The 20,519-nt window shown below is 44.8% G+C and carries 20 protein-coding genes; 10 read left to right on the top strand and 10 right to left on the bottom strand.

The features are described from left to right. The first annotated feature begins 1 nt into the window (after position 1). The 5 genes from cobC (at position 2) to btuD (ending at position 5,676) form a co-directional block, all read left to right on the top strand. Positions 2-616, top strand: a complete 615-nt coding sequence (cobC, locus tag L3V37_RS05150) for an alpha-ribazole phosphatase family protein (protein WP_154204658.1) — start codon at positions 2-4, stop codon at positions 614-616. Between the two features lie 128 nt (positions 617-744). After that, entirely contained in the window at positions 745-2,541 is a 1,797-nt protein-coding gene (locus L3V37_RS05145) for a M3 family oligoendopeptidase (RefSeq protein ID WP_237305950.1), read from the top strand. Between the two features lie 274 nt (positions 2,542-2,815). Next, entirely contained in the window at positions 2,816-3,844 is a 1,029-nt protein-coding gene (locus tag L3V37_RS05140; protein WP_005377878.1) for a succinylglutamate desuccinylase, read from the top strand. A gap of 82 nt (positions 3,845-3,926) precedes the next feature. Beyond that, positions 3,927-4,922 (top strand): vitamin B12 ABC transporter permease BtuC, encoded by a 996-nt coding sequence (gene btuC / locus L3V37_RS05135; protein WP_237305949.1) that lies wholly within the window; start codon positions 3,927-3,929, stop codon positions 4,920-4,922. After that, complete coding sequence (gene btuD / locus L3V37_RS05130) at positions 4,909-5,676, top strand: vitamin B12 ABC transporter ATP-binding protein BtuD (protein WP_237305948.1); 768 nt, start codon at positions 4,909-4,911, stop codon at positions 5,674-5,676. The genes btuC and btuD overlap by 14 nt, the downstream gene beginning before the upstream one ends. A 69-nt stretch (positions 5,677-5,745) precedes the next feature. On the opposite strand, the gene L3V37_RS05125 is transcribed toward btuD, so the two are convergent. The 3 genes from L3V37_RS05125 to L3V37_RS05115 form a co-directional block, all read right to left on the bottom strand. Further along, positions 5,746-6,321, bottom strand: coding sequence for a nucleoside triphosphate pyrophosphohydrolase family protein (locus L3V37_RS05125; RefSeq protein ID WP_005377875.1), 576 nt, complete (start codon positions 6,319-6,321; stop codon positions 5,746-5,748). Positions 6,322-6,431: 110 nt separating this feature from the next. After that, positions 6,432-7,004 carry a DUF1415 domain-containing protein gene (locus L3V37_RS05120; protein ID WP_130546033.1) on the bottom strand — a complete coding sequence of 191 codons (573 nt, stop codon included), beginning with the start codon at positions 7,002-7,004 and terminating at the stop codon, positions 6,432-6,434. Between the two features lie 88 nt (positions 7,005-7,092). Next, complete coding sequence (locus tag L3V37_RS05115) at positions 7,093-8,316, bottom strand: MFS transporter (protein ID WP_130546034.1); 1,224 nt, start codon at positions 8,314-8,316, stop codon at positions 7,093-7,095. Between the two features lie 106 nt (positions 8,317-8,422). Here L3V37_RS05115 and L3V37_RS05110 point away from each other — a divergent pair, with 106 nt between their 5' ends. Beyond that, a complete protein-coding gene (locus L3V37_RS05110; protein WP_109168432.1) occupies positions 8,423-9,292 on the top strand; it encodes a LysR family transcriptional regulator in 870 nt (289 codons plus the stop codon). 27 nt (positions 9,293-9,319) lie between these two features. Here the strand turns inward: L3V37_RS05110 and L3V37_RS05105 are convergent, their stop codons facing one another. Next, complete coding sequence (locus L3V37_RS05105) at positions 9,320-9,550, bottom strand: glutaredoxin family protein (RefSeq protein WP_213903527.1); 231 nt, start codon at positions 9,548-9,550, stop codon at positions 9,320-9,322. A 138-nt stretch (positions 9,551-9,688) separates the two neighbouring features. On the opposite strand from L3V37_RS05105, the gene L3V37_RS05100 reads away from it, so the two are divergent. Next, positions 9,689-10,204, top strand: a complete 516-nt coding sequence (locus L3V37_RS05100) for a M48 family metallopeptidase (RefSeq protein ID WP_005377870.1) — start codon at positions 9,689-9,691, stop codon at positions 10,202-10,204. After that, the gene (gene rlmF, locus L3V37_RS05095; RefSeq protein ID WP_237305947.1) at positions 10,191-11,318 is read left to right on the top strand and encodes a 23S rRNA (adenine(1618)-N(6))-methyltransferase RlmF; all 1,128 of its coding nucleotides are present in this window, start codon (positions 10,191-10,193) and stop codon (positions 11,316-11,318) included. The genes L3V37_RS05100 and rlmF overlap by 14 nt, the downstream gene beginning before the upstream one ends. Positions 11,319-11,389: 71 nt before the next feature. Here rlmF and L3V37_RS05090 read toward each other — a convergent pair whose 3' ends face one another. The 6 genes from L3V37_RS05090 to L3V37_RS05065 all read right to left on the bottom strand — a co-directional run bounded on the left by L3V37_RS05090 (position 11,390) and on the right by L3V37_RS05065 (position 17,917). Further along, positions 11,390-11,710, bottom strand: coding sequence for a hypothetical protein (locus tag L3V37_RS05090; RefSeq protein WP_025766761.1), 321 nt, complete (start codon positions 11,708-11,710; stop codon positions 11,390-11,392). Positions 11,711-11,780: 70 nt separating this feature from the next. Continuing rightward, positions 11,781-13,376: a S41 family peptidase gene (locus L3V37_RS05085; protein ID WP_237305946.1), complete on the bottom strand. Its 1,596-nt coding sequence runs from the start codon at positions 13,374-13,376 to the stop codon at positions 11,781-11,783. Positions 13,377-13,739: 363 nt separating this feature from the next. Beyond that, positions 13,740-14,504, bottom strand: coding sequence for a transcriptional regulator (locus L3V37_RS05080; protein ID WP_213868419.1), 765 nt, complete (start codon positions 14,502-14,504; stop codon positions 13,740-13,742). A gap of 30 nt (positions 14,505-14,534) precedes the next feature. After that, positions 14,535-15,209 (bottom strand): GntR family transcriptional regulator, encoded by a 675-nt coding sequence (locus L3V37_RS05075; RefSeq protein ID WP_053303155.1) that lies wholly within the window; start codon positions 15,207-15,209, stop codon positions 14,535-14,537. A gap of 152 nt (positions 15,210-15,361) precedes the next feature. Continuing rightward, complete coding sequence (locus tag L3V37_RS05070) at positions 15,362-16,894, bottom strand: aldehyde dehydrogenase (NADP(+)) (RefSeq protein ID WP_237306021.1); 1,533 nt, start codon at positions 16,892-16,894, stop codon at positions 15,362-15,364. Positions 16,895-16,915: 21 nt separating this feature from the next. Beyond that, a complete protein-coding gene (locus tag L3V37_RS05065; protein WP_085569553.1) occupies positions 16,916-17,917 on the bottom strand; it encodes a 4-hydroxyproline epimerase in 1,002 nt (333 codons plus the stop codon). Between the two features lie 109 nt (positions 17,918-18,026). Between L3V37_RS05065 and L3V37_RS05060 the strand changes: the two genes are divergently transcribed. Beyond that, positions 18,027-19,283 (top strand): FAD-binding oxidoreductase, encoded by a 1,257-nt coding sequence (locus tag L3V37_RS05060; protein WP_237305945.1) that lies wholly within the window; start codon positions 18,027-18,029, stop codon positions 19,281-19,283. 122 nt (positions 19,284-19,405) lie between these two features. Next, positions 19,406-20,479, top strand: coding sequence for a polyamine ABC transporter substrate-binding protein (locus L3V37_RS05055; protein ID WP_237305944.1), 1,074 nt, complete (start codon positions 19,406-19,408; stop codon positions 20,477-20,479). Positions 20,480-20,519: the final 40 nt, after the last annotated feature.

The raw sequence follows: 20,519 nt of genomic DNA, 5'->3' as shown, positions 1-20,519 counted from the left end.
AATGAAAACACTCAATATCTATCTTGTGCGTCATGGAAAAGTAGACGCTCTACCAGGACTCCATGGCCAAACAGATGTAAAAGTTACGCCTGCTGATCAAGAGAGTATTGCTCGGGCTTGGGCTGAGAGTGGACGAGGTGTGGGTGGAATAATTTCTTCTCCGCTTTCACGCTGTCAAGAACTGGCAAACATCATTGCTGAACAGCAATTATTACCAGTAATGACGGATGAATCTTTACAAGAGATGGCATTTGGTGATTTTGATGGTATGCCTTTTGATATGCTCACTGAGCAGTGGAAAAAGCTAGATGCTTTTTGGCAATCGCCAGCACAACATACGTTGCCGAATGCTGAGAGCTTAAGCACATTTTCTGAGCGCATATGTCGCGTTTGGTCTCAAATCATCAACGATATCAATGACAATCTACTTATCGTCACGCATGGTGGCGTCATTCGTATGATTCTTGCTCATGTATTGGAGTTAGATTGGCGTAACCCCAAGTGGTATTCGACGTTGTCGATAGGAAACGCTTCTGTCACGCATGTAACAATTACCATAGATGAGCAAATTTACGCCTCGGTGCGTTCGATTGGCGTACCTCTTTTAACTCGTTAACTTATAAATATTAAAATGCCTAGAACGATATTGCTTACGGGCATAGTCACGGAAGATGTCAGTGGAAGCCCATCTGCTAGGTGCAGGAAGCGAAAATTGACTCAGTTACATAAAAAGGAAATATAGAAATGACAACGCCGAGTTGGGATTTGTCCATCGTTTATAACGACCTTTCTGACCCACGAATTCAAGACGATATTGCTCTTGTGGAACAATGTATTGATCTTTTGAATAAACAATCAGCAGATTGTGGCAACGTAGAGATCATGCAAAATGCGATTTTAACCAATGAAGCCGCGAGTCGTTTAGCGGGCACAGTTGCAAATTTTGCGAGTTGTTATGCTTCTGTTGATGCAACAAACGCCGAAGCGAAATCGTTACTTGGTAAAATGACCCGCATCTTTTCGGAGCTTTCCCAAGCGTTCAGTCCCTTTGATTTGACATTAACTCATGCCGACGAAGAGTTTATCTTGCGCGTGTTAGACCATGAGAATCCTGATATCAGTGGGCAAGCTTTTTCTATCTTGAATTCTAGAAAGTTGGCGGATACTCGTCTTAGCAACGCAGAAGAACAGTTACTGGCTGCGATGAGTGTGGATGGCAAATCGGCTTGGGGTAACCTATACGATAACCTGACTGGCTCATTGAAAGTGAAGCTTAAGTATGTAGATGGTAAGAGTGAAGAGCTTGGGTTTTCTCAAGCGGCAAGCATTCTTTATGGTTCTGAATTCGAGCGTCAAGAAGCCGCGTGGCGAGGCGTACAAGATGCAATGCAAACGCATCAAGAATCATTCGCTGCGATTTTGAATGCGTTAGCAGGATGGCGCTTAACTGAAAACAAAAAGCGTTCTACGAAGCGTGAAGTTCACTTCCTAGAGCCGAGTTTGCATGGTAGCCGAATCCAAGCTGAAACTTTAAATGCGATGATGACCGTAGCCAAAGACAGTCGAGCTATTGGTCAGAAAGCAGGTTTATTGATGGCGCAAGTACATGGTCTGGATGAGATGAAACCTTGGAATCATCTGGCGGCTATGCCTGCTTTGAGCGGTGAAGCGAAGGTTTACGATTTTGATGAAGCGATTGATGTTATTTGTGAAGCATTTGAAACAGTAAACCCTGAGATGTCGGAGTTTGTCCGTTTGATGGTACAAAATGGTTGGATTGATGCCGCGCCAAATGCTAACAAGCGTCTTGGCGCATACTGCACCAAACTGCCAGCAACGCGAACACCACTTGTGTTTATGACTTGGAGTGGCAGCCGTTCAGACCTTATGACTCTGGCACATGAACTTGGCCATGCGTTCCATAACTGGGTTATTCGTGATTTGCCACTTTGCCAAACTTACTACCCAATGACGTTAGCAGAAACCGCCTCTATCTTTGCAGAAAACATCGTTCGTGATCATTTGATTTCGAAAGCTGAGAGCGTTGATGAAAAGCTCGAGATGTTGTGGGAAGAGTTGTCATCTGCGCTAGCTTTAATGATCAACATTCCGGTTCGCTACGAGTTTGAAAAATCGTTTTATGAACGCCGCCAGGATGGAGAGTTAACCGCAGATGAATTCTGTGAGTTGATGTCAGAAACTTGGAAAGAATGGTATGGCGACGTAATGAGCGAACCGGATCCGTACTTCTGGGCAAGCAAGCTGCACTTTTCTATTGATAGCGTGAGCTTTTATAACTACCCATACCTATTTGGTTTCTTGTTTAGCAAGGGTATCTATGCACAGCGAGAAACCAAAGGCGAAGCGTTTTACACCGATTACATCAATTTGCTGCGCGATACAGGCTGCATGATGGCGGAAGATGTCGTCGAAAAGCATCTGTCGATGGATTTAACCCAGCCAACGTTTTGGCAGCAGAGTGTTGAGCTAGTGCGTGAAAAAGTCGATGAGTTTGAGCGTTTGCTCGCACAGCGCGGCTAAGTTTTTCGCAGTGTTGATGCATAATCTGCTTTATAGCTACAAAAATTTGATCAAATCATAATGATCTTAATCAGGGCTGTGGTAAAGTTCACAGCCCTAACACTTTGTAATTGTTTGAAAATTAAACGCCTCAATGCTTGATTTGAGTGCCTGGCGCGAAAAGGCATCGGATTTTCGAGGGAAATAGTGATTTCTACTCATAAGTGAGATCGCAGCAACAAAAATCCTTTGTACAATTTATTAACATATCCGCCGTGCTATTAAGGAGTAACGCATGACGAAGTCTCTCTTTCGCCAATCGTTTTTAACTGACACGTTAGATGTTCATATTGATGTTGCACCAGCGGAGCAGGTGCTTTCTAACGGTGTAAAACTTAAACTCTATCAGCGTGGTGTATTAGAAGTAATCCCTGCGAATTATACTCAGGATACGAAGAACATCATCATCTCTTGTGGGGTTCACGGAGATGAAACCGCACCGATGGAGCTGGTGGATTCCATTATTCAAGACATAGAATCTGGGTTCCAGACGGTCGATACCCGTTGTCTGTTCATTATCGCTCACCCAGAGTCCACTCTGGCGCACACGCGATTCCTTGAAGAAAACCTCAACCGTTTGTTTGACGAAAAAGAACACAAACAGACAAAAGAGCTTGTTATCGCAGATACGCTTAAGCTGCTTGTTCGAGATTTTTATCAGGATACCGACCCGACAACACGCTGGCACCTTGATTTACACTGCGCGATTAGAGGCTCGAAGCACTATACGTTTGCAGTAAGTCCTAAGACTCGTCATCCTGTGCGCAGCAAGGCATTGATCGATTTCTTGGACAGTGCACACATTGAAGCAGTGCTCCTGTCAAACTCACCATCGAGCACGTTTAGCTGGTACAGTGCCGAGAATTTTGGTGCGCAGGCTCTCACGATGGAGCTTGGACGTGTGGCTCGTATTGGTGAAAATGACCTCGATAAACTGACCGCGTTTGATTTGTCTTTACGTAATTTGATTGCGGAAACGAAGCCAGAACACCTACCAAAACCATGCATTAAGTATCGCGTAAGTCGCACAATCGTTCGTTTGAACGAAGACTTTGACTTTATGTTCGACGACAATGTTGAAAACTTCACCTCATTTGTACACGGCGAAGTGTTTGGTCATGATGGCGACAAACCATTAATGGCGAAGAATGAAAACGAAGCGATTGTCTTCCCGAACCGCCACGTCGCAATAGGTCAACGTGCAGCTCTGATGGTTTGTGAAGTGAAAACCCGTTTTGAAGAGGGTGAGTTGGTTTACGATTAATCCAACATTGCTTTGAGAAGTTAATTGCAATTTACCGAGGCTTAACTGTAAGGTTAAGCCTCGTTTGTTTTTATCGGCCGCTATGGATTTTCAACAACTTATCCTGAACAAGGAACGACGCTGGCAACGTAACCTGATGGTTATGTCGATCGTGCTCGCTGTACTCTCTGCCATTCACTTGATGGTCGGAGAAATTTTCCTTTCTCCTTATCAATCCTTATCTGCATTTGAACAGAAGTTATTGGTGGACTTGCGTTTACCGAGGCTAGTGTCTGCGGCAATTATTGGTGCTGCGTTAGCGGTATCTGGCGCGACGTTACAAGTGTTGCTTGGGAACGTGTTGGCTGAACCTGGCGTGCTTGGTATATCTGGTGGTGCAAGCTTAGCAATGGTCTTAATCATGTTCGCGTCACCTGTTCTTCCTACCCCGATTGTTTTTATGTTGGCAGCGATTGCAGGCTCGATGGTATTCACGTTTGTTTTGGTGGCGATAGCAAGGGCAATGCACCTGACGACGGCTCGATTGCTTTTGGTTGGGGTCGCATTGGGTATTTTATCGAGCGCGATTGTGACGTGGGCATTTTACTTTAGTGATGATCTCAGTTTACGCCAACTGATGTATTGGTTAATGGGCAGTATTGGCGGTGCAAGTTGGTATCACCATACCGTTACCTTGGTGATGTTACCGGTGCTCATCTGGTTATGTTGTAAAGGCAAATCGCTTGATAAATTGATGCTGGGTGAGATTCATGCGACCCAATTGGGTGTCGATGTGCATCAAATGCGTTGGAAATTGATCCTCGCCATTTCTATTTTGGTGGGTAGTTCAGTCGCTTTGGGTGGCATCATCAGTTTTGTTGGTTTGGTGGTCCCGCACTTGTTGCGTTTGGCTTTTGGTACGGAAAACCGTTATTTATTGCCACTTTCTGCAATATCTGGTGCTGCGTTGCTTGTATTTGCTGACATCGGCGCAAGACTGTTATTGGACTCCGCAGAGTTACCTTTAGGTGTCATGACAACATCGATTGGCGCACCTATTTTCATCTGGATGCTGGTGAAGAGTCATGATGCACGTTAAACATATGTCGGTTGGTAGTCGATTATTGCCTCTTTCTTTTGAATGCAAAGCTGGCGAAATCGTACATATCGTTGGGCCTAATGGTTCCGGTAAGAGTACTTTATTGGCTGCGATTTCTGGTACGTTAAGCTACCGAGAGGGTATGAGTGGTGAAGTGTACGTTGGCAACAAAAACTTGCTTACTTTACCGTTGTCAGAGCAAGCTCATGTTCGAGGTTATTTGTGTCAGCAATCGCGCCCAGCGTTTAATGTTGATGTGTTTCAGTATCTAGCCCTATCTCTGCCGAGTGGCGCTGAGATTGCGGATATCAAAGTGCGTGATGCCGTCAATATGGTGGTGGAGCTGGTACAACTGCAAGATAAGCTTCATCGCAGTATTCAAACATTATCCGGTGGTGAGTGGCAGCGTGTCCGATTAGCAGGTGTATGTTTGCAGGTGTGGCGTACCATTAATCCTTTTTCGCAGTTTTTAATTTTGGATGAGCCAGCAGCACCGTTAGATATTGCGCAAGAGGGTCTGCTCTATCAATTGATTAACGCTATGGCGGCGCAGGGAATTGGAGTATTGGTTGCTAATCACGATCTCAATCGCACATTAAAGCACGCAGATAAAGTATTGCTGCTTAACAACGGTGTGCTGCACTCATCAGGAAGTGCCGATACTGTGCTAACGGAAGAAGCGCTCGGGGAAGTGTTCAATACTCAAGTCAAAAAGGTCATCGTAGATGAGCAACCTTATTTAATCTTTGATTAGTATTTAGGGACAATAAAAAAACGACCTACTTGAGGTCGTTTTTTTAATCGAGAAAGCCAAACTCAACGCTTACTGAGTTAGCGGTTTTAGATCTGCTGGGCGGTAGTAAACAGATTTGAGTACTTTGCCTTTACGAATGGTTTTACCTTCCGATACGAAATCTTCGGCGCATTTCGCGATGATGTATTCACCTTTCTGCACCGCCATCAACTTGATGCCTTGTTCTGCGTAGAATGCTTCTGTTTCTGAGTACTCTTGCTCGTTACGGCATACTTTGCTCATGTTGCTTGAATGTACTTCATCCCAGCAAGGAATAAACTCGATACCACGGTTTACCGCAACGTTTAATAGAAGATCAATTAAGTAGCTGATCGCCAGATTGTCTTCTACTTTGCTGTGGCCAAGATGAACGAGACGGCCCATTAATACATACACGCTGTCTACGATGGCATCTGCTTGCTCAGTTTTACAATCTGCTTCTGCTAGCTCTGTTAGCTCTTCGATCGCCAAAGAGGTGTGTAGTGTGTCTGCTTGCGTATCAAGGCTTGCAGCGTCTGCGACTGGTAAGTCGAACGTACTACGGAACTCGGTGATATCACGGTATAAGTGATCAAAAATCTCTTGGGTTAGCTTTGACAGTTGCATTCTAATTTCCATTGAATCGATTGAAGCGGCAATGATACCAAACCGCACTTTGAACCCCAAGGGCATTGCATCTAACTGGTGATAAATCTGCCTTTGGGGAATAGTGGTGCTTAACGAAATAGGTAAGGGAACAGCTTTTTACGTTCTTCCTCTGAAAGGGAGGAAACACGAGCGATGTTCGTATCGGGAATGGATTCAGGATCAGGATAGTGTTTTAGTACCTTTTCCATACTCTCTTCGCGAATCAAATGGAAGATCGGGTAAGGAGAACGATTGGTCAGGTTTTCGTCGTCTTCAGGCCTTGCGCCACCAAAACAGTAATCAGGATGGAAAGTCGCTACTTGGAAAATACCTTCCCAGTTTTGCTGCTTAATTAATCCTTCAACCCAATCTATGCAAAAGTTGTAGTCCCAGAAATCTTGTAGCATGTTGGGAACCACAACCAACGTGGTCTCAAGCTGTTCGGGCTCTGTGTTACTCAGCTCAATCAGTTGCAATAAAATATCTTCAAGAAGCGTTTCTTCTTGAGTCGCTTCACTAACAAAGATTTTGATTTGTTTATTACGTTGCGGCTTGGCAGCAAACGGACAAAGGTTGAGCCCGATTACCACATCGTTGAGCCATTGGTTGACCTGTTGAGTGATCGCTTCGATATCTGTGTTTTGTGTTGAACGCGTTGACATACGACTTTCTGGTTTTATTAAAGTAGCGCAAGCATAGCAGAGTTGGTTATCCAAGTAACCAGAGAGGTATTACGTAAATGAGCGTACCTTAGCTACTCTTTAAACTCGCAGTGTCAGGTGTTTGGTCAGTATGCTTTCTTTCGGCAATGTGTTTCAAATACGCAATTGCAGCAAACATTGCTAGGTAGACGGCGCTTCCCCCCATAAGAACACTCGACCAACCTCCATGCTGCCAACAATAAAGAAGTAAGAATCCTCCTAAGCTACCGCCTACGTAGTAGTGTACTAAGTAGAGCGCTGTCGCGGTGGCTTTGGCACGAGTGGCGTTCTGACCGACCCAACCGTAGGCGAGGGTATGAGTAAAGAAGGCACCAAAACTTATCAGCAACAACCCAAATAGCATTGCAGTCAAGCTTTCAACCGCCGCAATCCACATCCCCGCCATGCTCACTATCGCGCCTAAGAACATACCGAGGATTGATGAATAACGTTTACTCCAGTGGCCTGCGCAACGAGAGGAGAAAGTCCCTCCCAAGTAACAAATAAAGATCAGTGAGGCCAACCCGACGGGCACATTGTGAGGTTCACTCACCAGACGGAAACCCATGACGGAGTAAAGGTTGACGAACAAAGCAAAGTTGAGTCCTCCTATCAGCATCGCGAACCACACGCGTTGGTTTTTAAAATGACCAATAAGCGCACGATTTTGATGGCGCAAGCTGCTTGATGACGGGGTGAAGTTGCGCTGTGTTGGCAATAAATAGTGAACGCCAATGACACCAAGAAGAGTGAACACCATCATAACCTCAATGGCGACATCAACACTGAAATTGTCCGCCAATAAGCCGCCGCTAATACGCCCTGCAATACCGCCCAATGAGTTAGCCGCAATGTACGTTCCAATTGCCATCGAGAAAGCGTGCTTGTCGAGCTCTTCTGCCATGTAAGCCACGGCGACCGCAGCAAAAGCGGCGAGCGCGACACCGATCAGTGCTCGACATACCACCAAAAACAGGAATGAGTCACCAAATAGCATCAAAGCGGAAAGGGTAGGAATCGAAAACAGACCAGCCATCATGACTGGCTTTCTTCCCACTGATTCTGACAACACAGCCATTGGAACGAGGCTAAAAGAGAGAGCGAGTGTTGAGGCCGCAAATAACCAGTTCACTTGCGTTTCTGAGATCGTGAAAATTTGGGCAAAAGTGGGCAGCATTGGCTGTAGTAGGTATAAATTTGAAAAAACCAAGAAGGAACCAAGCGCTAGCGAGAGCGTAATGCGTTTGTATTCCGGTGTGCCAAAACTGACCATGAATCCTGCCTAATGTGAGCAAATGGAGAGACTGTGATCAATCTATCAGTTCGTTGTAAATTAAAAAAATATATTAAAAATATGGACACCATATATTTTTGATCTAATGGAATCGAAACAACTTAAACATTTTCTGGCGGTCGCTGAACATGGAAACATTACCCATGCGGCGAAAGCCCTGCATATTGCCCAGCCCGCATTAAGCATTTCTATCAAAAAGTTTGAGCAGTCTTTGGGCGTTACCCTATTTCGCCGTGATGATAAAAAAATCAGCTTAACGAAAGAGGGCGAAACGTTACTTGTACATGCTAAGCGGGTGATTCAACAGTTGCACGACGCGCAGCTCGCGATTGATGAGTTGAAAGGCTTAGCGAAAGGCGAAGTAAGACTAGGAACGCCATCAATGATGGGCAGTTATTTCTTTCCACGAATTGTGATGGCGTTTAAAAGCCAGTTCCCGGAGTTAAAATTGACCTTGGTCGAAGCTGGGACTCAATCGATTCGTCGTATGCTGCTCAATGGTCAACTCGATATCGGTGTGATCAGTTGTGATAACGTGCCTGATGACCTAGAAACTGACCATTTGTTTACTAGCCAAATGGTCGCAGTTGTTTCACCTGAGCATGAGTTAGCCCAGCGACACGCTCTTACTTTTGATGAGTTCTTTGAACACGATTTGGTTATGTTTCAGCATGGCTATTTTCACCGCGAATTTTTGGATCAGGTGAGTGAGGAGCATGGGTTTACCATGAAGTCATCATTCGAGACCAACTTACTGCCTTTGATTTTGAGTATTGTAAAACAAGAGTTTGCGATTACCGCGTTACTGGAATTGGTGACTCAACATGAGTCGGGCGTTGTTGGCTTACCGTTTGAACCACCAGTGACGCTGGATCTGGCACTTGCTTGGCGCAAGCAGGGGTACCTATCAATAGCAGATCGAACGTTTATCGACTTTATCAAGCGCTACGTTTAAACGCAGCGCAGATTCATCGTCCGAGCACTAGTCGCTTTTGTACATCTTCTCGAAGTTCTTTGGGTTCCAGCCAATCATTACCCGATCACCAATTTTTAAAACAGGCACTGAACGAGCACCAAGCGCATCAAGTTCTTTGCGACCGCGTTGCATCTTAGCATTGCACAAACGATAGTTAATATTTTTCGAATCCAGATAACGTTGAGCATCTTTGCAGTGAGGGCATTTATCTTTGACGTAAAGAACGACACGTTTCATTGAATTTCTCTCCATTATCATTGGGAGGCGAAGTTTAACGGCCTTTCGTCATAAATGAAAGGCGAAAGCTAAGGTGAAACTGTCCTTTATCTCAGGTATATTGAGCGCCTTTATTTTGTCATAACAGACGTTAACTCTATGCATCCGTCACTTCGATACATTCAAGGCTACCCACAAAACATCGTAGAGCAGGTGAGCTCATTGATAGCGAGTGGCAAGTTTGTTCCTTGGTTCGAAAAACGTTATCCCGATAGGCACCAAATCAAAAGCGAAAGGGCGCTCTATGAGTACGCCATGGCAATCAAAAACCGCTACATGAAGAAAGCCGCGCCAATCAGTAAAGTTGTCTACGATAAGAAAATTCACGCGGTAAACAACGCGCTTGGTTTGCACAGTGTTATCAGTAGAAACCATGGCGGCAAGCTGAAGTCGAAAAACGAGATTCGCATTGCCAATGTATTTAAGGATGCGCCCGAGCCACTATTAAGAATGCTGGTGGTACATGAGTTGGCGCATACTCGTGAGAAAAACCACGACAAGGCGTTCTATCAGCTATGTTGCTATATGGAGCCTGAGTATCACCAACTCGAATTTGATGCTCGTTTGTTTATGATTTACCTCGATTTAAAAGCGAATTTGAATGAAGAACAATAATCACAACGCGAAGCAAGCAAAGCCAAAGACTTCAATGGCGGGTCAGAATAAAGACGCGAATAAAGCCAAGCCGAAGCGTGTTAAAGACAAAGTTGCGCGCAAATCCTCGCAGCCTGCAGGAAAGAGCGAAGTCGAGTTCATAAAAATAGCGAAGAATGGTTTGCATGAGCGTAATGTTCATCGAGGTCGTTACGATTTTAAAAAACTCGTGGAAAGTGAACCACAGTTAAAGCCATTCGTTATCAAAAATCCGAAAGGGGAAGACTCCATAAACTTCTCTGATCCTAATGCTGTTAAAATGCTCAATAAAGCATTGCTTGCTGCGTATTATGGTGTCGAGTTCTGGGACATTCCCGACACCTACCTTTGCCCACCGATTCCGGGCCGCGCTGATTACATTCACCGAGTGGCAGAACTACTTGATAGTGAAGTAAAAGGTCAGTACGCGCACCAAAAAGTGAAAGCGTTGGACATTGGCGTGGGAGCAAACTGTATTTATCCGATTGTTGGTGTAACAAAATACGGTTGGCACTATACGGGCAGCGATGTCGATCCAAAATCCATCCAATCGGCTCAAACGATCGTAGAGCACAATCGTGTTTTGACGGGAAAAATTGCACTGATACAGCAACACAATGATGCCAATATTTATCGAGGTATCATTCAACCGAATGATCGTTATGATGTGACGACATGTAATCCGCCATTCCACCGTTCGGCGGAAGATGCCGCTATGGGCAGCCAGCGTAAAATCGATAATCTAAAAGCAAACCAGCGTAAGAAAGGGCTAAAACCTCAAACCGCACAAGTAAAGACAAGTAAGCCCGCGTTGAATTTTGGCGGTCAAAGCGCTGAGTTGTGGTGTGAAGGTGGAGAAGCGGCGTTTATCCGAAAAATGGCGAATGAAAGCCAAGCTTTTGCTGCGCAGGTCTTGTGGTTTACAACACTTATATCCAAAAAAGACAACGTTCGCCCGATGCGCAAGCAGCTTGAAAAATTGGGTGTGAAAGCCATTCGTGTGGTTGAAATGAGTCAAGGACAGAAAGTGAGCCGGTTTGTAGCTTGGTCATACATGGATAAACAACAGCGTAAAGCATGGATTGAATTAAAGTAACATTGACCGTTTCACGCTGAGCAATAAAGTAGAAAGCCCGCTGATATCAGCGGGCTTCTATTTTGGGAGATCTAAAACTTAATGATGGGCTCACAATCTAGTGAACTGAGAGAGACAAAAGTATCTGTTTTGGCATAGTACAAGCCACAGGTTTCACCTCTTATCTGCAACGTATATTGGTCTGGAAGATCCGTATAGCTGCCATCCAACAGTTGATTGTTTTTCCCTTTTACTCGTCCTTTTTCAATCAACACATGCGGTGAGGATTCAAATACGTTATTTGCGATTCTAGGTGCTGGTGTCCCTTGGATTTCTGCGATCGCGTTTTGAATCTCTATGACTGTTTCCGGAGAGTTCTTTTTACTCAATGCTTCAACGGGTTCTTGTGACATAGCTTGGCATCCTATCAAAGAAATCGAAGTGCCTAAGAAAAGCGCAACCCGAATCAGCATTCGTAAAAAGTTAGTTGATCTCAACATGAATTGCCTCTGTTCGTAGCGGAGAGCGAAGATCGCTTAACTCCGGAGATGAAATGTTACGCGGCATGGCGTTGAAACTTGAAGGGGATACTGGCGGACAGGTTCCTGTTTCCATGTAGTTTAGCGCCGCAGAAAGCATACCTTCAGACGGATCGCCTAATGGTTTTGTTAGGTCATCATTGACCCAGCAACCTTCCACTCTATTGTTTAAGCCTAGCTCGGTATTGATTTGGCTCTTTGGAGTAGGAATAAAACCATCAGCGAAGTCGCCAAATTTTTTCTCGTTCGCCGACTTGAACTGAATAGTGTAGTACATAGTGCCGCAGTTTTGTTCTGGTGAGAACCCATACGGTTTACCTGTGGTTGTTGAGCCTATTTGGATAACCTCCACATCAATGCCGCGCAAAGCGTTGATTAACAGTTCACTTGAGGAAGCCGTGCCTCCTGAAGTCAGTACATATACGCGCTTTTTGTTCAGTGTCGGAAGCACTTGGTCCGAATATTTCTGTGCTGCCCAGTCTATTGCTAGATTTGTAAAGCGATAGATGTTATCCCCATCTTTAATGGTACGCATCACTTTGTCATTGTGAATCAACTCACTGAAGACTCGGTTCTGACCAGCACCGCTTAGCATGTAGCCTACTTGCGAGGACTGAAGGACTAAGCCACCGCCGTTGTAACGTAAATCAACGACGATCTCGTCAATATTCTCTGCTGAGAGCGTACTGAACGCCTCAATAAGCGGGGCTTGAGCGCTTGGTTCAAAGGAGTTGTATTGCAGATAGCCGATCCGCATACCATTGTGTGTAATCATTTTGGCATTTTTAACTGGAGAGGTCATGACATCAGAGGCGGTAAGCGTCACGGTTTTCTCTAGACCGTCAACACTCTCAAATGTGAAGGTGTAATCTTGATTGATGTCAGGGTTAAAGAGCGTTTTGTTAATAAAATCAATGTCGGACTGACTACTGGTGTTAACCACATCAATATTATTGATTTTCAGAAGCTTATCACCACGAGCAATGCCGCTTCTATCAGCTGGCGAGGCTTCTTCAGTGTAGGAAATACGAACGTCTCGAGGTTGTACGCCACGTAGGAATGCCCAGTTAAAACCAAATCCAGCAACTAAACCGGATTGCGATGATTTCATATCATCTTCATAAGGGACGGTAAAATGGAAGCGATCTTTTGGTTTACCCGTCGCGGTAGTAGCAGAGGTGACCAGCGTATTGAAGTAATCAGTAACAGTTTTGTAGTTTGCTGGATTATTATCAGGAACCTCGTCATACCATAGATACGTTTCGTTAGTAAAAGCTCTTAAAAAGAGTTTTTCGTGTAATGCAGAGCCCAATTTATCTGGATAGGCGGCATAGTTGTCATATGGGTCCAGTCCGACGCGGGGCGTTTCACATTGGCTGATAAACGTTTTCGACGGTTGGCTAAAATCACCGGCTTTCCATGTTGGACCGTTTGCACTGCTAGTGGACGGAGTAGGTGATGAACCATCACCGCCGCCACCGCCACAGCCTTGTAATAATGCGAGAGTGACTGCCGTTGCTAAAGAATACTTAAATTTCACTTTTCTATGTCCTTATAAATAATAGAATTATAATTATGTGTTTTGCTTTTGTTTTTATTAGCTAGGTGAATGTATTAATTTAATTTGTTCGTCTGCAAATTTATAGTTAAATAGTGTGAGGTAAATAACGTAAAAAAGTTGTCTTTTATCCTTAAGCTAAATTAGTCATTACTTAAGTTTTCTGTCTATTTCAAAAGAGCTAACAAGACAATTAATAAGTGTGAAATTAAGACAAGTTCTTAGTTGACTAAGCGATGCTTGCTAAATAAAAATCAGAATTAGATTCAGGAAACGCTTTGAATCAATAGTTTGGTAGGGGTATATGATGTTATCTGGAATTTGTTTGATTTATTTTCTGATGCTTTAACTTAATTTAGTGAGTTGAGCGACGTGCTTTAATAGGCTTCCGTCAATGTTAGGTAAATCATCAGCGAAAAATATCTGAGCACCGGGAGTGCAGCGCATTAATATATTTGTTAGTTCACCTTCATTGTTGGAAGTGTTAACTGCGTTAAGTTTCGCTAATTTATTACAAAGCTCGTCCTCTATTTGCACTTTCTGCTCTTCGGTGAGCCTAATGCGACCTATACATACGCCTGGGTTGATATCATGAGAAAGCGAATCTTGTTGAAATCGCTCTTTGAATAAGGTGTCTAATGCCGTACCTTCTTCCATAATAAATCGACGACCAGAACGGTAAAACAAGCCGTCTCCGAAGTTTTCGACATATCCTAGAAGTTCCGCGATACGCAAATAGAATCGTAAGCTTGTATCAGAAAGTCCGTAAGTTTGGGCTATCTCTTGCGGTTTAATATCACGAGAAGTCAGCATATAAATAAAATCAAGTAAATAAGGATGCTCAACGAAAAGGGCGCTCTCTTCATCTGTTAGCATTTGCTCGTTTTGGTGCTGAAGCTCGTTGGCTAAGGTTGCGAGTTCGATGAGATCGGTATTCAGGTAGTTCAGATAAATAAGTACTTTATCCAAACCTAAAGCTGGATTATGTAGGTGGCGTTTAATACTAGATAAAGGGATGCCACTTTTCTCTGACAAGGAATTGTAGCAAAGCCCTTCTTCTTTAATCTTTTGTCGTAGCGCTGCGAGTAAAAACTTTGGTCCAACATTCATCCTTGAATATCACCTTATTCGTTATTCCGTTTACTGGCTGATATTTTGCCTTTCAAGCAGCAGGTTTCGAATCGCTGTGCCCGCTTCTAGAATGTGTTTTTTCAGCAGGTACTTGGCGCCTTCGATATCGCGATTTTGGCACATTTCAAACAAGTTTAAGTGCTCTTCTTCTGCCTTTTTAATGCCTGTAGTAAACAATAGCTGCATGCGTATGTATCGGTCACACTTTGTGTTCAGGTTGTAAATGACGTCCATAGTTTCAGGCATGTTGGCTGGCGCATATAGGGCTTTGTGGAACTCGTAGTTGTAGTTGCTCCATTCTTCTACTTCGTCGCCACTGTTCACTACTGACTCGAAACGTTCGCGAACTTCGCGCGCGCGTTCAAGGTCAGCGTCTGTCATATTTTGAATCGCGCGCTCTAAAATGTGGCATTCCACGACAGCGCGCAGTTCAAATAGCTCATTGATTTTCTCTGGAGATAGCTCAGTGACCGTCGCACCTTTGTGAGGTTCAAAGCTAACGAGTCCTTGTGCTTCCAATTGAACTAACGCTTCACGCACAGGAATTCGGCTAACATTAAACTCTTTTGCTAACGCATCTTGACGTAAAGGTTGACCAGTTTTTAACTCGCCCTTCAAGATCTGAGTTCGAATTGCTTCCTCAACGAGCTGAGTGCGCGTTTTAAAAACAGGTTTCTGTGACATTGAAGTCTCCCGTGAAATTAATATTGTATCCAATCCATTTTACTTTAGTAGTTTATTGTTTTTCTGGCACAAACCAACTAGGAAAGAAGGTTTTGAGAAGTAGAGTGAAATAAAAGGCATCAGTTGATGCCTTTTTGAGCCATTTGGTGAGCTTATTGGGAAACTTTGCCATCTATGGCGCGTTGAATACCAAGTGGGTTCGACGCTTTTAATGAATCCGGCAATAAAGATTCTGGTAAAGCTTGATAAGCGACGGGACGCAACCAACGATGAATAGCCTCTGCCCCGACAGATGTTGAGGCAGAATTGGTTGAAGCCGGATATGGTCCACCATGAACCATAGCGTAACCAACCTCGACGCCAGTTGGCCAACCGTTGAATACAAGGCGTCCGGCGATTTCTTCCAAACTTGGAAGCAGTTGCTTGGCTTGTTCTTCGTCTTCAGCGGTAGCGTGAAGGGTTGCGGTGAGCGAGCCAGTCAGTGAATCACTCAGTTTCAACATGTCATCGAAATCTTCACAGATTACGATCAACGATTGAGGACCGAATATTTCTTCTTCCCATTGCGGGTTTTTACGCCAGTTTTTACTGTCCGTCACGAACAGTGCTGGTGCGACATTGGTCACTTCTGCTTGTTCAGAACGAGTGACGTTAATGCCTGTTTCGGAAGCTCGCTTATCCACTTCGGATTCATACGTTTCTCGGATTCCTTGCGTTAGCAAAGTGGCCGTTGATTGTTGTCGAATTAACCCTTGAGCGATTTCGATAAAGGCTTGCGTTTCTGGGCTATTCAAGACAAATACAACGCCTGGTTTTGTACAAAATTGTCCACAGCCCAAAGTCATAGAAGCCACAAACTCTTCAGCCAATGAGGCGTTTGCTCGTATGGCTGAAGGGAGAATAAATGTTGGATTAATCGCCCCTAGTTCACCATAGAAGGGGATTGGCTCTGGTCTTTGCTGAGCTAGATTGAACAGCGCACGGCCACCACCGACGGAACCTGTAAACCCAACCCCTTTAATTTTTGGATGGGTAACGAGTGCTTGGCCAAGTGCGCGTTTGTTGCCTTGCAATAGCGTGAAGATGGCTTGCGGTAAGCACTCTTTCTCCAGTGCAGCCTCAATACACTCTGCAACAAGTTGACTGGTGCCAGGGTGGGCGGTATGGCCTTTTACAATCACAGGACAGCCAGCAGCCAGTGCCGAAGCCGTATCACCACCTGCAGTAGAAAATGCGAGCGGAAAATTAGACGCACCAAACACGGCGACAGGGCCAATTGCGATTTGTTGACGGCGAATATCTGGTTTTGGCAGTGGTTGACGGTTTGGGTTTGGCGTATCGAAAATTGCTTGATGGTGATTACCCGCTCTCACAACCTCGGCAAATAGTCTTAATTGGTTCGCGGTACGTCCTATTTCACCGCTTAAACGTGCTTCGGGAAGGGCAGTTTCTAAATGAGCACGAGCAACGATTTCTTCACTCTTCACTTCCAATTCAGAGGCGATAGAGCAAAGTAAGCTCGCTCGCTTTGCATTACTTAGTTGGCGAAACTCACGCGCAACGTTTTGGGCGGCTGAGGCGGCTTGATTAACTTCTTGCTCTCCATGTACCGGAAACGCAATAGGTAGAGGCTCACCAGTAAAGGCGTTGACTGCGTAAAAAGTGGTTGGTTCTTGTGGGGTCATCATTCTTCCTTACTATCCTTATTACTTCACTTCAAATCCGTACGCATATGGGTCTTCATCGTCTACCCATATCGTGTTGTGACCGTATACTTGTGCCCATCCTTCAATACTTGGCAAAATAGCGGCTTTGCCATTCACTTCGGTAATGCCTTCTATACGTCCTTGAAATAGGCTGCCGATGATACTTTCGTGAACAAAGTCTTCCCCTTGAATGAGTTTGCCTCTTGCATGCCATTGCGCCATACGTGCACTTGTTCCCGTACCACATGGCGAACGATCCAATGCTTTGTCGCCGTAAAACACAGCATTTCGGGCGGTGGCGTTTTCTTGAGTGGGCTCTCCGGTCCATAGCACGTGAGAAACACCGCATACTGTTGGATCTTCTGGATGTACGCACTCAACCGCTCGAGATACCGCTTCGCGAACTTTTGGTGAAAGCATCAAAATTTCATCTGGAGAGTAGTGTTCAAGTCCGGCATAGTTTTCTTGAGGATCGACGATTACGTAATAGTTTCCGCCATAAGCAACATCGACAGTGAGCTCACCTAAGCCCTCTATGTCCACGGTTACGTCTTGGTGGGCAAGGTAAGCTGGTACGTTAAATATCCTCACTGACGTGACCTTGTCACCTTTTGTTTGGTAGTGCACTTCGATTTGTCCTGCTGGGACATCAAGTATCAAACGGCCTTCTTTTTTGGGAGTGATAAGGCGATTCTCGATAGCGGTAGTGACGGTTCCAATGGTGCCGTGGCCACACATTGGTAAGCAGCCACTGGTTTCAATAAACAGAATTGAAGCGTCTGCGTTATCGCTGCAAGGAGGCAAGACAACTGACCCCGACATCATTGAGTGTCCGCGAGGCTCAAACATGAGTGCCTGACGAATCCAATCATAATGCTCAAGAAAGTATTGGCGCTTTTCGCTCATGGTATTGCCTTCGAGTGGAGGCACACCGCCTGCTACCAGCCTAACTGGGTTGCCGCAGGTGTGGGCATCAATACAGAAAAAAGTTCCTTGTCTCATTTTTCGCTCCTTGCTGAAAAAATGGTTGAATTAAACAATAGTGATGTTAACGTAATGTAAAATATATTGTATACAATCTACGTTTTCAAGTGTGACTCGGAGCATATTTATGTTGGTCAAGGATGAAACTAAAAAGGAAAGGATCGCTGTGATAGGTGCGGGGATTATTGGCTTATCAATTGGCTTGAAATTGCAGCAGCAAGGTTATCAAGTCACGATTTTTGATCCCAATGGCGTGGGGAATGGATGCTCTAAGGGAAATGCAGGTCATATCGCGACTGAGCAAATCTTCCCTCTTGCAACGCCAGCGCTGCTTCCACAATTACCTAAAATGCTGCTAGATTCCAAAAGTCCGGTTTCGATCCGTTGGCAAGATATTCCAAACACAATCGGGTGGATGATTCGTTTCCTATTACAAACAAAGCCATCAGCTGCGGAGCAGGCAAAAAACGCGATTAAGAGTCTTAACGAGCGGTCAGTGGCAAGTTGGCGTGGCGTGCTTGATTCAATCGGAAAAGCGCATCTAATAAAAATGAATGGTTCATTGCTCACTTTTGAAAACGAGAAACTGTTTCAGAATTATCAAAGTACGCTTAACTCACTGGCTAAAAACGGCGTGACGCATCAAGTTTGGACACAAGAGGCGATTCGAGAGCGGATACCTGATCTCAGCCATAAGGTTCGTATCGGAGTCTTTTTTCCCGAAACCGGTCATACGCTAGACCCTTATCAGCTCTGTGCTGAGCTAAGTGAAGCTTTTGAAGTTCTTGGCGGTAAGGTTTTACAAAAAGGTGTATCTGCGTTGGCGAAAAATGGCGATGTGCTGGTTGAGTCTCAAACACATTCATTTGACCGAATCATTGTTGCTGCTGGTGTACATTCTAAGCCTTTGATACGGCAGCTAACCGGAGTCAAAGTGCCTATTCAAGCCGAGCGTGGTTATCACCTAATGGTGGATGACAAGCGTGATGTACTGCCATTTCCTATTAGCTCTGCAGATAGAAAATTCATCATGACTCCGATGTCTGGCGGGCTACGCTTGGCAGGCACTGTTGAGTATGCCGATGTAGAATCACCACCCAATATGAAACGTTCAGAAATGCTTTTTCAGTTAGGTGATGAGATGTTTGAATCGGAGTTAAATCCACTCAAGCAAGGAGAAAAGTGGATGGGTAATCGGCCTTCAACAGTCGACTCGTTACCGGTTATTGATAGCATTTGGGATGGAAATGTATTACTGGCATTTGGCCACCAACACCTTGGATTAACTCAAGCGGCGATTACGGCAGATCTCCTTTTAGAGCTTATCGAAGGAAAGCCGACATCGATTGATCTTTCACCTTTTTCACTACAACGATTCGCCTGAAAAATTTAATATTAAATATTGTATAAAATATATTAAATGCTAATGTTAACTTAATTTTAACAAAGATGGTGTCCAACAGCCGTATTCGGATGCCTCCAGAAAACAACCAAAAGGAGTAAAACATGTCACGAATGACCAAAGCACCATTGGCGCTGTTGATTTCAGGAATGCTGTTGGGGACCTCTGCTTATGCTGAAGACAAATTGACGGTCGTATCTTGGGGTGGTGCATTCACCAAGAGCCAAGTGGAGGCATATCACAAGCCTTTCATTAAAAAAACAGGTGTCGAGATCGTATCCGAGGATTTCAGCGGCGGATTAGCCGAAATTAAAGCGCAGGTGGAAGCGAACAACGTGCGCTGGGATTTGGTTTCTCTCGACAAGCCAGACATTGTTCGTGGTTGCGCCGAAGGGTTACTAGAACCAGTGAGCCCAAGTATTTTGCCTCCGGGTGCAGATGGAACACCAGCACAAGAGGATTTCATTGATGGTGCGATTCACGAATGCGCAATCAATACCATCGTTGTGTCCACAGTATTAGCGGTGAACGAAGACGCATTTAAAGGTAAGGCTTCGCCTAGCAAGTTGACCGATCTTTTTGACCTAAAAACTTTTCCAGGTCGACGTGCATTGCAAAAACAACCTCAGGGCAATCTTGAGTGGGCACTATTGGCTGATGGTGTAAAGCCAGAAGAGGTCTACAGCCTGCTCGAAACCGAAGCGGGGCGTGAGCGTGCTTTTGCTAAGTTGGATACGATCAAATCAGAAGTACTGTGGTGGACAACAGGTGCCCAGCCACCTCAAATGCTTGCAGACAAAGAAGTGGTGATCGCCTCGGCGTTTAACGGCCGAATCCACAATGCCCGTAAAGATGAAGGTCAACCATTTCGGATTATATGGGACCGTCAAATGGGTTACATGAATGGATGGGCGATACCTAAAGGGAGTGAGAACACAAAGCTTGCATTGGACTTTATTGCTTTTTCTTCAGGAACAAAACCATTAGCTGATCAAGCTAAGTACGTTGCCTATGGGCCTACGCGTAAGTCGTCTTCGGCGGAGGTGAACCCAGACATTTTAGCGAACCTTCCTACCGCACCTCAAAACTTCCAAACCGCCTTCCTGATTAACGATGAATGGTGGTCAGACTACGCGGATGAACTCAATGAAGAGTTCAACACCTGGCTGCTTAACTAGGCGTTAGTTTTTGTATGGGGCCGAGTTTTCATCCATAAGC

The sequence above is a fragment of the Vibrio sp. D54 genome, from assembly GCF_021728075.1.
Classification (GTDB): domain Bacteria; phylum Pseudomonadota; class Gammaproteobacteria; order Enterobacterales; family Vibrionaceae; genus Vibrio; species Vibrio alginolyticus.
The sequence above is the reverse complement of the archived record's forward strand: the minus strand, read 5'-3'. Positions and strand labels throughout refer to the sequence as shown.